This window comes from Bacillus pseudomycoides DSM 12442 (genome assembly GCF_000161455.1).
Lineage (GTDB): Bacteria > Bacillota > Bacilli > Bacillales > Bacillaceae_G > Bacillus_A > Bacillus_A pseudomycoides.
Window position 1 is genome coordinate 2267226 of sequence record NZ_CM000745.1, and the last position, 13422, is coordinate 2280647.

15 protein-coding genes and 1 pseudogene are annotated in these 13422 nt (G+C 31.7%); 2 read left to right on the forward strand and 14 right to left on the reverse strand.

Features of this window, described 5'->3' with window-relative positions:
* Positions 1–69: 69 nt before the first annotated feature.
* Together BPMYX0001_RS34900 and BPMYX0001_RS34905 are read right to left on the reverse strand one after the other, a co-directional pair.
* On the reverse strand, positions 70–513 hold the full coding sequence (locus BPMYX0001_RS34900) for an erythromycin esterase family protein (protein ID WP_006094972.1): 444 nt from the start codon (positions 511–513) through the stop codon (positions 70–72).
* Positions 514–522: 9 nt separating this feature from the next.
* A complete protein-coding gene (locus BPMYX0001_RS34905; protein ID WP_006094973.1) occupies positions 523–855 on the reverse strand; it encodes an erythromycin esterase family protein in 333 nt (110 codons plus the stop codon).
* A gap of 455 nt (positions 856–1310) precedes the next feature.
* On the opposite strand from BPMYX0001_RS34905, the gene BPMYX0001_RS11260 reads away from it, so the two are divergent.
* Positions 1311–2282 carry a helix-turn-helix domain-containing protein gene (locus BPMYX0001_RS11260; RefSeq protein ID WP_006094974.1) on the forward strand — a complete coding sequence of 324 codons (972 nt, stop codon included), beginning with the start codon at positions 1311–1313 and terminating at the stop codon, positions 2280–2282.
* Positions 2283–3054: 772 nt separating this feature from the next.
* Here BPMYX0001_RS11260 and BPMYX0001_RS33975 read toward each other — a convergent pair.
* From BPMYX0001_RS33975 to BPMYX0001_RS11280, 4 genes and pseudogenes are all read right to left on the reverse strand, one after another.
* Positions 3055–3759 (reverse strand): annotated as a pseudogene (locus BPMYX0001_RS33975) (YwqG family protein); the annotation flags it as partial.
* Between the two features lie 91 nt (positions 3760–3850).
* Entirely contained in the window at positions 3851–4258 is a 408-nt protein-coding gene (locus BPMYX0001_RS33980; RefSeq protein ID WP_006094976.1) for a DnaJ family domain-containing protein, read from the reverse strand.
* Between the two features lie 21 nt (positions 4259–4279).
* A complete protein-coding gene (locus BPMYX0001_RS11275) occupies positions 4280–5473 on the reverse strand; it encodes an alpha/beta hydrolase (RefSeq protein WP_033798900.1) in 1194 nt (397 codons plus the stop codon).
* A 181-nt stretch (positions 5474–5654) separates the two neighbouring features.
* Positions 5655–6506 (reverse strand): patatin-like phospholipase family protein, encoded by an 852-nt coding sequence (locus tag BPMYX0001_RS11280; RefSeq protein ID WP_006094978.1) that lies wholly within the window; start codon positions 6504–6506, stop codon positions 5655–5657.
* 191 nt (positions 6507–6697) lie between these two features.
* Here BPMYX0001_RS11280 and BPMYX0001_RS11285 point away from each other — a divergent pair, with 191 nt between their 5' ends.
* Positions 6698–7075: a PH domain-containing protein gene (locus BPMYX0001_RS11285; RefSeq protein WP_006094979.1), complete on the forward strand. Its 378-nt coding sequence runs from the start codon at positions 6698–6700 to the stop codon at positions 7073–7075.
* Between the two features lie 176 nt (positions 7076–7251).
* Here BPMYX0001_RS11285 and BPMYX0001_RS11290 read toward each other — a convergent pair whose 3' ends face one another.
* The 8 genes from BPMYX0001_RS11290 to BPMYX0001_RS11325 all read right to left on the reverse strand — a co-directional run bounded on the left by BPMYX0001_RS11290 (position 7252) and on the right by BPMYX0001_RS11325 (position 13310).
* Positions 7252–7791 carry a GNAT family N-acetyltransferase gene (locus BPMYX0001_RS11290; protein ID WP_167535677.1) on the reverse strand — a complete coding sequence of 180 codons (540 nt, stop codon included), beginning with the start codon at positions 7789–7791 and terminating at the stop codon, positions 7252–7254.
* Positions 7731–8252, reverse strand: a complete 522-nt coding sequence (locus tag BPMYX0001_RS11295; protein ID WP_006094981.1) for a YfiT family bacillithiol transferase — start codon at positions 8250–8252, stop codon at positions 7731–7733. Before BPMYX0001_RS11295 ends, BPMYX0001_RS11290 begins: the two co-directional genes overlap by 61 nt.
* A gap of 32 nt (positions 8253–8284) precedes the next feature.
* Positions 8285–8806 (reverse strand): GNAT family N-acetyltransferase, encoded by a 522-nt coding sequence (locus BPMYX0001_RS11300; RefSeq protein WP_006094982.1) that lies wholly within the window; start codon positions 8804–8806, stop codon positions 8285–8287.
* Between the two features lie 81 nt (positions 8807–8887).
* The gene (locus tag BPMYX0001_RS11305; RefSeq protein WP_006094983.1) at positions 8888–10219 is read right to left on the reverse strand and encodes an NAD(P)/FAD-dependent oxidoreductase; all 1332 of its coding nucleotides are present in this window, start codon (positions 10217–10219) and stop codon (positions 8888–8890) included.
* A gap of 299 nt (positions 10220–10518) precedes the next feature.
* Positions 10519–11298, reverse strand: coding sequence for an undecaprenyl-diphosphate phosphatase (locus BPMYX0001_RS11310; RefSeq protein WP_006094984.1), 780 nt, complete (start codon positions 11296–11298; stop codon positions 10519–10521).
* Positions 11299–11440: 142 nt separating this feature from the next.
* Positions 11441–12070: a DUF4352 domain-containing protein gene (locus BPMYX0001_RS11315; protein ID WP_033798901.1), complete on the reverse strand. Its 630-nt coding sequence runs from the start codon at positions 12068–12070 to the stop codon at positions 11441–11443.
* A gap of 175 nt (positions 12071–12245) precedes the next feature.
* Positions 12246–12620 carry a nucleotide excision repair endonuclease gene (locus BPMYX0001_RS11320; protein ID WP_006094986.1) on the reverse strand — a complete coding sequence of 125 codons (375 nt, stop codon included), beginning with the start codon at positions 12618–12620 and terminating at the stop codon, positions 12246–12248.
* A gap of 126 nt (positions 12621–12746) precedes the next feature.
* Positions 12747–13310, reverse strand: coding sequence for a GNAT family N-acetyltransferase (locus BPMYX0001_RS11325; protein ID WP_006094987.1), 564 nt, complete (start codon positions 13308–13310; stop codon positions 12747–12749).
* Positions 13311–13422: the final 112 nt, after the last annotated feature.

The window sequence follows — 13422 nt, forward strand, 5'->3', positions numbered from 1 at the left end:
TTTAAGCAGAATACATTTAAACTAATAATTTCATAAAATAAGTTTTAGATAAAATAAAAAGTGTATAATTTACATACTTGGCATAACATCCATCATATTTGGAAATGGAATTGGATAAGGATCTGCTTTTAACATTTTAGCGTTCTGTTTTCGTATATGATAATTATGTCCCCACACAATCATTTTTTTGTTTTTATACTGCAGTTCACTTAACCACGCTAAATTTTGTCCCATTTGTTTGTCATGTGAGTAATATGAAAAATCCGAAAAAACTGGCTGAGAGGGGATGCTTAATTCTTCTTTTACTTGATTTGGAATATACGTTTTAAGGGTATCAATTCGAACCTTGATTAACTTTTCTAGCAAATTCACATCATATGATGCTTTAGGCGCTACTTGTTTTAAATCATTCGAATGCTGTTGGATAAATTCTTTTACTTTTTCATATTTACGTAAAATAGAGGACTGCATTGTTTGAAATTCTTCATAAGTAGAAACGGAACTGTATTTCACAATTTCTTCTTATGCTTCTTCTACAAGTTGTTTTCCTATTTCCGGATTTAATTTTCCAATCCATTCATTTGTAGGAGTTGCAAATGTTGCAGTAGAAGCATTCCACGGTATTTGTATGTCAAACCCTGTTAAAATAAGGGGCGTTCCTTTTTCCTTTTGTTCTTTTATGTATTGAAATAATTCTTCTACATCTTTTGTGAACCAATTGCCAAAAATAGATTTTTTCATGGTTTGCTCAGCAGTTAAATCATCTAAGTTTTGATATACGGAATTCGCTGCCGCAAATCCTGATTCAAACGCAAGTACATCATAACCCATTTCTTCATATAAATACTTAATCATTTAAACCTTTGATTGATTCATTTCTGTTGAACCATGAGTAGACTCACCTAGTAAGACAATAACCCCTCCTAAATTTTTATAAACCTTATCACATAAATCTAATCAGCTATGATTCATTTAAACAAAATAGGAACAATTAGATTTATATATTTATACTAAAGGATGGAATTTATACAAATCAAGAAGAAAAGGAGGATATTTCTGTTTAATTTAAAAATTCTATAAATTAAACAGTGTTAAAATAATCCTCAGAAGAGAACTCGAGGAAATATGCTACATAATTGCCACAAAAATAGAGCAGATAGCAGCAGAAAAAATGGAGGATACGAAGATCTACAATGAATAAAAATGTTACTCCGATTTTAATAGATAAAACAGACGGAACATCAGTTCTTTTATATAATGATATGGAAGATGCACACTTCATTTATATCTATTGAAAGGAGAGAATCGAAATGACTGACAGGAGCAAAAAGAAATCTAAATGCGCACTGGAAAAGGACGAAATGATTAAACTGTATTTAAAAGGGGAGAGCACGTCAAATATTGCAAAACTAGCTAATGTTTCACCTAGATATGTTCGGATAGTCCTAACGGATAACAACGTTGAAAAAAGAGCAAGAGGCAGCTGGAAACGAAAATATAACTTAAATGAAGATTACTTTAAGCGTTGGTCTAATACTATGGCATATATTTTAGGGTTTTTCATTGCAGATGGTGTCATTACAAAAGATAACCAAACTGTAAGTATTTCTCAAAAAGAATCAGCGATTTTAGAAGATATAAAAATAAAACTCAATTCAAACCAACCATTATATAAAAACAAGAACACTGGTGTTTATATGTTAAATTTAAATAGCAAAATCATGAAAAATGATCTAATAAACTTACATGGAATCATGCCTTGTAAATCATACGACGTACAATTTCCATTTGTTCCAAAAGAGTATCTGCATCATTTTATTAGGGGATATTTTGATGGAGATGGCTATGTGAACTATCCAACTTATACTGTAAGTTTCGTAGGTGGATCACATAGTTTTATGAATTCTTTAAACGAAGTTTTACATGAGCAAAACTTTAAGCCGAACCTTGTGAATAAAAAATCGCATTACCGTGTGATACTTAGTGGTCGAAGAACTATTAAACTTTTTTCTAATTGGATCTATAAAGATAAAGAAATATTTTTACAAAGAAAATATGATGTGTTCCAAAAAGAACAATTGGACTTAGAACAACTACAAGATAGAAAGTTAAAAAGAACAAGAACGGCAGTAACTCAACGAAAAAAAGAATTTCTTATTCAATATCAACAACATCAATGCATTGATAAATCCTGCGAAAATATTAGCATTAAAAAATCAACATTCAAAAACTGGTTACAAAGTGATTCCAAATTTAAAAATAGCTTCGAACAAATTAATTAAAAATAAAATCCCTTGTACAGATTAGTGTGAATGCTATATTTCAACGCTAATCTTTTTTCTGTCAAGCAACAGAAGTAAAAGGGAGATTTAAACTAAAAACAAGTTACTTCTATTTTCACAGTTAACATAATATATATTATAGGTAGTTATACAAAAGAAGTGTTTCCCTGTCTCTAAACACAAGTATACTATACAAAGTGAGATGAAACGGATATTTTTTATGAAATCGGCTTTACATATTACTTATTTAAATTTTTATAAATTTTATAGTAAATGTACGATTAAATTTCTCTACAGCATTTTTAGAATAAAAATTTTGCTGAGTTTACAACATACAAAAACATTGATGAACATAAATTTATTACGTAATTCGTTAAAATTTTTTTGTTATTACATTGTTTCCGCGTGCGCATTTAAGTTTTTCATCATCTATTATACATTTCCTTATAATTACATCTTATTTTCTTAATATGGTTAAATTTAGGGTTTATCTATAACAGGTTGTTTATTGCGTTGTATTTTTTATCTTAGTTAACATAACCCGATACTATTCCTATAAAAATTCTCCCTATTTTTTAGGAAGAATTTTTATATTGGTTTATATTTCTTTTTGTAAATTATATTGACTTTTTATTCATGTAACTACGTACATAAGTTTTAAAATTGTGATTTCACACTAAGATTCTTGCTATAACCGGTAATTCACACAGATATAGCGAAATACTTCAACCCCTCTTCCCTATTTTCCGCTATATTAAAGGTGTTTTTAGACTTAACAGCAATCCCAATTATAAAGTACATTTGAAAAGTTTAGGTTTAGTAGATCTTCTTTTCGTATAAAAAAGTTAGCAATGCCGCAATCTCCCCACATAATTCCTAGAGAATCATCTGTATCGATTTGTAGCAATAAGATGTTATGTTCTTGATAGGTTTCTTCCCATTCTCTTGGATCCGTTTGTGTAAAGAATGGATATCCTCCAATTTTATGCCCTCGGCTTTCAAAGTGTTTATTGTACAATCTATGAAATTCCATTTCTACGCTATCGTCATCGATTTCTTCTAAATGAATTGCATCTCTAAAAAACTCTTCAAATCGATAATCTCCTAGTGTTACAGGTTGATAACCTGCTTCAAATCTTAACTTTGCTGCTCTAGGCACAATAAAATTCTCTGAATCAATAGCATTTAAGTAGCTAAAATCCGTTACAATTTGAGTTTCATCTTGCGTTAATTCTGCATGATAAATAATACGAAAATCTTTTTGTTTTGTTGGATGGTCAAAATCAGCCCCAACAAGATCAGCATCTCTGCTTACAAAAAACTATAGTAATCCTTTCTATGGCACAGATTCAATATGAGGAATCTCTCTAAAATTCATCTGCACAAGTAACATCATAGGCTGTCCATTCGAATCCTTTGGATGCTCATGATGAATAGGTACATACGGATACCCACCAAATTCACTTTCAAATATGGTATGTATTTGTCACCCTCTACTCCTCCTTTGCATAATATATGAAATAAGCCTATTTTAATTATATAACAAGAAATAGGCTTATTGAAAAATACTAAAAATCCGTTTTCACTCTCATTTTTTGTGCAGATGCTGGGCACAAAAGGTTATGTTCCAAAACTCTTTTATTAATAGTCCGAACTAGCTTTGCTGCTTCTTTAGAATCTATAATCTCTTTCAGCTTTTCCTTTAAATAATCAATTTCTTTCGAAAGCTCAATCCACCTAGGTAAAACATGATTATCTTTCAATGTTTTATAAAGTTGTTTTTCAGGGTTATACGAAAGGCTTTTATCAATATTAAGTGGTTTCCCCTTGCCAGGTAGGTCATCAAAAGCTCCTGATTTTTCTGCCCGCTTAACGATAGAACTAATATGATCTTCATACGTGAAATCCCAAACCTTCTCATCCTTTACTAAAATCTCTTGTTTTTTTAACTCTTTATCTAAATCCTTTTGATTCATATTTTACCTCCTCATTTCTTTTTAAGATAACGATCTTGAATTATTTAATGCTAATAAACCTTCAGTAAGTTGCTCTCGCCACCAAATCTCGTCGTGACCGCCTTGAAACTCGCTATAGGTAATTTGGTATTCTTTTTCTCTAAGCGTCTTATACAGGCTCCTATTGGCTTTTAAAAGCGATTCATTCTCAAGAGTTCCAGCTGCCATATACATACGTAATCTCAGCGTATTACTAATTGATAAAAATTGTTTCTCCATCCAGGGAAGCTTTTCTTCATACCCGTCCTTTTTCCAATGTACAGAACCTGACAATGACAGCACATTTCCGAAAATATGAGGATTCTGAAGTGCTGTATAAAACGCCGCTAGGCCACCTAAACTTAAACCAGCAATTGTTGCATGCGCCGGATCCTTATATACATGATATTTTGTTTGAATCCAAGGAAGTAGCTCTTCTATTAAAAATGCATTCATCTTGTCGTTATAAGTAAGCTCATTTAATCGATCTACGTGTTCAATTCCAACAACAATACACGAAGGTATTTCTTGTTTATGAATGAGATGATTGAGTGTTGCTGGTGCTGAAAGATTTTGCATAAATGAGTTTCCATCAAATGTGAGGATAAGATTTTGAAGGCTTGATGTAAGAGAATAATCATGAGGTGTGTAAATATATATCTTTCGTGTATTGCCTAAAACAGAACTGTAAAAAGAATATGTTTCAACTTTTCCCTGAGGATTATAATTTTTAGGGAATCTTTTATCGTACTGCATTTCCATTCCTATTTCTAAAACAGCTGCTCTATCTGTTCCTTCTCCAAATATATGACTGTTAAATGGATCTAACTGATACTGTTCACTACGCGCTATCCAATTTTGTTCAAAATAATCATTAACTGAAAAGTGATAGGTAGAAATAAACTTTTTGTTCGTTCTGAATGTTTTGTACCATAAATTCGTGTCTGAAAGCCGTTTTAGTCGATTAGAATGAAGATCCCAACCAGGATAACTACCAAATACATAAATATTTTCTGTGTCTTTATCGCCTAGCCATATGTAAGTAATAAGATGATACTGATTATTCATTGGACAAGTTTCTATAAGTGGCGTCTCATTTGCTTTGAGTTCATCTAAAAATGTATGAAAAGCTCGTGTATCTCCATTGCTTAATTGATCTGTAAGCTCTGTTATTTTGGGGCTTAGTATTGACTTCATTCCTTTTCCCTCCTCCACTGCAGTATATTAGTACTTCTTTTTTTGTAAATAAATCCCTATATAAACAGGGTACTAATGTTGTATATTTTATGAACAAAAACACACAAACAATATAGTCTGTGTGTTTACATTCTTATTTTACATGCTGTTTCCTAGTATCCACTGTTCACCCCTATAGTTATTATTTCTCTATCCATTCTAATAACTGCTCATACTGATTCTTTGCATCCTGATACCCTAGATTATATAAATTAACAAGCTTGTCCTTATTTCTTTCAATCCCACTAACAGGAAGCTGCATGCTTGGTTGAATTACAAAAAAGTTTTCTTTTTGTTCATCTGAAGACATGTATGAAATGCTCTCATTATAAAACCGATAATGATCTACTAAAAGCTTAGAGACTTTCGGATATCGTCTATATAAATATTTTGCCATTGGTGAAAACTTATTACGCTTTTTCTCATATCCTTTTGGCTTTGTCATAATAACAATGTTTTTTTGAAATCCATCTATTTGTGCCTTTCGAACAGGGATAGGATCAATGATCCCCCCATCTAAAAGTTTTTTACCATTATAGTCCACAGCTGGAGCAATAAATGGAACAGAACTTGATGCGCGAATAATTTTCAATATATCATTCCCATGCTCTTGCTTATTATAATAAACAGCTTGTCCTGTCTCGCAATCTGTTGTGCCTATTACAAATTGCTCATTTGCATGTAAAAAAGTTTGAAAGTCAAATGGTACAATTTTATTAGGCACTTCATCAAAAAGAAAGTCCATACCAAACAATTCTCTTTTTCGTATTAAGTTTCGATAAGATATATAACGATGATCAGATACTAACTCTGTATTTACTTTTTTATTCCTTCCTTTTTGACGCGATAAATAAGTTGCACCCATGCATGCTCCTGCCGATACTCCAACTACATATGGGAAAAACAAATCATTTTCCATAAAGTACTCAAGTACCCCTGCTGTATATAACCCTTTCATGCCTCCACCTTCTAATACTAAACCGATATTTTTCATTTATAATCCCTCTATATTTGTTTCTTGATTTTCTAAACACTTATATTTTAGCACAAGATATTATGATGAAGTATCAATAAATTCATTGCATTTGCTTAAAAAAGCTCTTGCTGCATTGTAAGAATCTCTTAGTCTATAACATGATACAATAAAAGAAACTCATTCCACAGATCATAAAGGAGGAATTTTATATGGGTTTATTTAGTGGTATTTTCGGAAATGCATCTGATACGAGTACAGAAAATGTTGAGCGTGACTTACAGAAGATTATGCTTGATGATGAACAAGTTGAGTATGCGTATAAATTGATTCGAGATTTAATTGTATTTACAGATCGACGAATGATTTTAGTAGATAAACAAGGAGTAACTGGTAAGAAAACAGAATATCATTCTATTCCATATAAAAGCATTACACAATTTAGCATTGAAACAGCAGGTCATTTTGATTTAGATGCAGAACTTAAAATTTGGGTATCTAGTATGCATGAACCGATTACAAAGGAATTTAAAAGTGATGACAGTATTTTAAGCATTCAAAAAGCATTAGTAAAATATACAACAAAATAACACCTTTGAATTTTTATACAAAAACAAAAGTTATAACCCCGTGTTTTTTGGAACAACATGCATTGTTTTGTTTTAAAAATACAAAAAACTTCGCAACATTGTATTATATAGGACCAAAATAAAGGGATAGATAATACAGATATACTCTGTTGTATCTATCCTTTTAAAATCTATTTTTATAATATTTTCTTATAATAAACAAGTGTTGTATTATCATTCAACTTCTTTCTTAACCCCGTCTGAATGTAGCCCACTTTTTCATACAGATAACAATTACGTTCTTCTTCTAAAATGGTAGCTAATTCCCAACTAGTTGCTTGTGGGAACATCTTCTCTATTAAAACGAGTGCTTTCTGGGCTACCCCTTTCCCTTGATAAATAGGCAAAATGAACATAGGGCTTATCCAGAATTCCGTTGTCTTTTCTTTCCGAAATATACAAATAGCCCCCGCAAGAGTATTATCAACAAATATTTTATAAAATCCACCATAAGGATTGTTTATTCTTGTAATTACTTTATCAATTGTTTCATTAGCAGGATTCGTTTTATAGTCCTTATATTTTTCTAATAACGGTTTAAATGCTTGTACTTGAATATTGAAAATATGTTCCGCATCAAAACTTATTGCTCTTTCTAGTGTTATTCCCATAACATTTACCACCCTAATCGCTCCCGTAAAGAAGTGATATGTGCAGTATGATGCCGACCGTGCCATGCATATAATCCAATTGCTACCTCCAGTTTTGTTTCACCTGATTCAGGATGATTAAAAGTTTTTTCAAGATCTGCCTGCTCTAAAGAGCTTAATACATTTACCCATCTTTTATGTAATGAATCTAATAATACAAGGGAAACATCAACAGGTAATTTTGAATCAGGGAGCTCTGCCCATTTCTCTTCCATATATGGTTTAATTGTCGGGTTATTTTCTGTAAGAGCTAACTTAAAACGAATATAACTATTCATATGACTATCGACAACATGATGAACAACTTGCCGTACTGTCCATCCACCCTTTCGATAAGGTGTATCTAGCTGTTCTTTATCTAAACCGTTAATTGCTTTTGTTAGTTTTGCAGGAAGATTTTCAATTTCTTGAATCCACTTTTCTACTATTTCCTCCGTAATATTTCCTTCATAAGTGAATTTCCCAATTGGATAACGTAAGTCCTGCATTGTATTGTTCCCCTTTTGTTTTAAAATTTCTTTTATAATACTTTAGTATGTTTCCAAACGTAATGAATGAAATTAATCTTTTGACCATTTAACTCTATACCTTTTTTATCAATTGCGGTACGTGAAAAGCCGTTTTTTTCTAATACTAGTTGTGAAGCAATATTATTATTTGTTGTCTTTGCATGAATTTCGATAATTTGATGGTTTGCTGCTTGAATTAAGAGTAATTGGATGGCCTTAGTTGCAATTCCATTTCCGATAAAATCTTCTCCTACACGATAACCAAGATATCCCAATTGTCTATCTTTCTCTATGTCTACTAAGTTTATTCGACCTACAATTGTTTTTTCCATATTCCGTATAAGATAAAAGTAGGAAGTGCCTTCTTTTTGTTCCTTTAACAATTCATCATGTTTAGATTGAAACGTCTCATAAACATAGTAATCATCACCACGACTCGGTACCATCTTTTCAAAAAAAGTTCTATTATAACTCTCAAAAGCAAACAATTCTTCCGCATCTTGTTTCTTTAATTTTTCTATGTATATTTCCATTCATGACTCATTCCTTTTTAATCAATTATCTACTTATAAATTCTCCATTTAATAGTTAAAATCCTACTGCTTGTAATGAGATTAACCTCCTTTATTTTTTCGAGTTGTAAGAATAGCAAGCCATACCTTAGGATGAAGAAGATGTAGGGGACTACGCATAAGGTTCATGACCCTAACTAAACGAATGTAAACGTCTGTATTACTCGCGGAAAGTTGGTATATTTTTTTCGTATACCATTGTTGAAATGGTTGTATAAAAGGCTTTTCTCCTTTTATCTTAGGGTGACGGAAAGCTTCTGTAGTAACCATTTCCCACGGCGTTGCAATAATTTTTGAAATTCGCTTATAAAAGTCACGCGTAAAATCTTTCTCTAGCACTTTCCCCTTCTTTAAACACATTTGTAATTCTTCAGCTTCCATAGCAGCGACAGAAATTCCTTGTCCAAAAACTGGATCAAAGCGACAGTGAGCATCTCCAATTACTAAAAATCCTTCTGGCATATTTTTCACTAAATCGAATCGACGACGAACTTGGTATGGAATCTTATGTATTTTTATATCTGTAATTGGCTCTGCTTGTTCAAGAAAATGAATGACATCTGGTGCAGGTAACTTATGAGCAAATGCAAGAAATTCTTCATCTGTTTTTGGTACATTCTCATTGGCGTATCCGCTAAAAGTCACGAAATATCGATTATCTTCAATAGTTTGAATAAAGGCACCATAAGGATTTTCAGGAAAGCTAGGAGAAATAAGTAAATTGCACCAATCAGGACATTCATTCTTTTTTAGCTGGAATACCCTAGTCGCGTAAAATAATTGAATCCATACTTTTTCTTCTTTTACCTCAATGCCATGTGTTTCTAACCATTCTATATTTTTTGAACCAAATCCACTTGCATCCACAACTAGTTCTGCGTGTAAATTTTCTTTATTTCCTGTCTTCATGCACCGCACTTTTACTCCAGAAACCTTGTTATGCTGCTGATCGATTATCAATTGTTCAACCATTGTTTCATATTTTGTTGTAATATTAGTTACTTCACTCATTCTTTTTTGTATGTGCCACTCAAGCATAGGACGACTTTGTTGAACCGCATTCAACTCTCCGATAAATGGTTGTTTCCATAAACCAAAATGATGCCATTTCAAATCCCCAGTAAAATTATTTTCGATACCACCATCTTCTTTTAATTGATTCATAATTGCCGGGAATAATTTCTCAATTGCTACTTCACCACCTTTTAATAACACATGAGGATGATGGCTTTGAGGTACTCTTTTTCTAGGCCTTTTTTCATTCCATTCTTCGCCTGCTTCTAAAATTATTACTTCTTGAAAATAATCAGATAAAGCTTTTGCTGCTAGTTTCCCAGTTATACTTCCACCAATAACGATTGCTTTTCCTAACATTTTTTTACCTCCCGCAAGATATTTCCGCTACTTTCATGATGCTAAAATAAATTTTTCATTTTCCTCTTTATACTTCTGACATATTAATAGAATCATAAAATAAAAAATCCTGCTATAAAATTGCGCAACAGGATTTTTTTATCAACATTTATTCGTCTTTCCCCTTAATTACAAGTACTATTTAAGCAAAGAATCAACATGTAATTCCGCTAAAAATAGCATTTCTAATAACGTTCACCAGCAAGACTCAGCATAAAATAAGATTATTGCATGACTGTATTTTTTCAAGGTCGTTCTCCTTAAAATACGCCAGTGAACTGTAAAGTTAAAATGATAATGCCTAGAGCCCAAACATAATATGCAAATACTTTAAGAGAATGCTGCTTTAAATATTGAATCATCCAAGATACTGCAATATATCCAAAAAATGCAGCAGATAAGGTGCCAACGATTAACGATGTACTTGAAATGCTTTCAGCTTTCCCTTGAAATACGTCTACAGACTGTAAAATGATTGCTCCAACAATAGCGGGAGTAGATAACAAAAACGAAAAATATGCAGCTGTTTCACGATCTAATTTTCTCCAAAGTGCTGCGACAATCGTCATACCAGAACGAGAGATTGCTGGGAAAATAGCAAACGCTTGAAACGAACCAATAATAAAAGCATCTTGATATGTAATGGCATCCATTTTCTTACGTCCACTTTTTTGTTTCTCTGCCATATATAAAAACAAACCTGTCACTAAAAACTCCCATCCGATTGTTACACCCGTTTTTGAAATCTCTTCAAAGAAATCTTTAAATAATAAGCCAATTATAACTGCTGGGATTGTTCCAACAATGAGTAAAAATGTAAGCTTTGAAAGTGGATTTTTAATTAAATAGATAAACTCTTTTTTATAATAAATAAACACCGCTAACAGGGTACCAATATGCAGCATCGTGTCTAAAAAAAGCCCAGCTTCATCTAAATGAAACAAATGTCTTCCTAAATACAAGTGTCCAGTACTGCTTATAGGTAAAAATTCCGTTAATCCCTGAATAATTCCTAATATAAAAGCTTCTAACCAGTTCATGATTGTCTCCTTTCTTGTTTGCTTGTACCAGTATATGTTTGTTTTTACCTGTTATGAAAGAAAAGAAAGGTAAAGGAATTCAAGATTTAAGGACTTTTCCAAACAACAAAAAAAGAGGGTATATACCCTCTTAACATAAACTTTATTTAATTTGTTCTTTATGTTCATGATTAACAAGAACATACCATTTACCTGTATCAAACTTTTCTTTATTAATCACATAAACTTTATTTCCTCTCTTTACATCACCAGGTTTTAATTCCTTACTAATAGTAGAGGTCTCGCCTTTTTCAACCTCATAACTACTAGTTGCCCACACATCACTTTGGTAAGCATTATCATTTTCATCCACTAAATCAACTGATGGCAAAACTGCTAATTTCATCGGTTCGTTTGTGATATTTTTCCCTTCAACCTCTATAACAATAAAGACATGTCCATTTTCAGGCTCTTGGATCCCTATACTTTCTTTACCAACCTTATCTCTTTCTACAACTCTTTTCACAGTTACATCAAATTTTGGCGTATTAAAAGTTTTGTTTAATGAATACTCTTTTTCTTTTATTTTTGTCTTTTCTTTTGTTTGTTCCGTGTTTTTCGAATCTGTATTCCCTTTCGTTGTATCGTTTGTTTTTGTTTTCACATTCTTTTCTTCTTGCTTAGAAGTGGTTTCTTTAGATTCAGAAGAAGTTTTGTCAGATGTACTTCCACACCCAGATAAGTTAAATACTAAAGCGCCACCCAAAATACATGTAGTAAATTTTTTCAACATCCTTTTTTATCCCCCAATAAACACAATATATAAATTTCCTATTTATCATAGCAAAAAACAATTTTTTGCATTGTTATATTTTGTCGAATAGTCTAAGGGGATCAAATGTTTTTTATTAAATAAAAAAACATGACCTTAATATAATACTAAGATCATGTTTTAAATTACTCTTATTTTATTTATAAAATACTTTATCAACATTATACTTCGCTTGAAGTTCATTAATGATGTATGTTTCGTAAATTTCTCTTTCCATTGGATCTTCTACAATACATACATCAATACGATATACTTCATCGCGATGTGCTTGAATTGGTGAAACATTGTCTTCAAAATGCTTTTTAATACGCTGTCTTATTTTACGTGCTTTCCCAACAAAAAGAAGTTCATCATTAATGTTATAAAACATAAAAATGCCGCCTTTATCTCTTGGAAACAGGTGGAAATCAATGAATCCATGAATTGGAGTGATTCTTGGCTCATCGCCTTTTATTACTTGTTTTCTTTCTGTTATAGAAACATCAACTGCAGGTAAATCAATTTTAATCAAGTTACTTCACGTCCTCTTTTATAGTAAAGGTAAATAATAGCATAAGTATGAAAGAAAAGCTATGCGTGTTGATTATAAATGTAATTTAATTAAATTTATACAATCGATTTGCTAAAACAACTTTCATTATCTACTAAATATTATAGGTATATCATTTATGCATTTTCTCCAAATCATATGATCATACGCCTCGCCCCAATAATCCTTTAACAAAAAGTTAGGCTCTCCAAATTTTTTCTTCCATATTTTTTGTGCGTTAGTATATCCGCTATCCAAACAGAATTCTTTTATTCCTTTATCCAATAAGGTAAGAAAAATCGCATTTAAAAGCAAATTACCTATGCCGCGTCTTTGGTAATTCGGGAGTACAAATACAGTCCCTATCTCATATAAGTCTTTTAATGCACCATCTGTGCAATTATTAATCAGTTTACTAGATGGCCCAAATTCAATTGTGCCGATAATTTTATTACAATGTTTGTCTACAGCGATCAAAAAATATCGATTTTTCCCATCGCTATCAAAGTCACATTTCAAGTACTGTTTTTTAGTTTCAATTTCATTTTCTATATCGCCAGTCAACTCCGATAAACCTTCTCTAGCAAACGTATCTACAATGACTGTATGAAACAATTGATGTAACTCTTCATAATCACCAATGATTGGTCTTCTTATTTCAACGTTATACATTTAAGGCAACTCCTTAATCCTCTAAAATTGTATGTGTAATTGATTTATAATTTTCATGCTATCTATTTCAAATTTACAATCAATATAGCTTTTCTCCAAAATGCTCAAAATT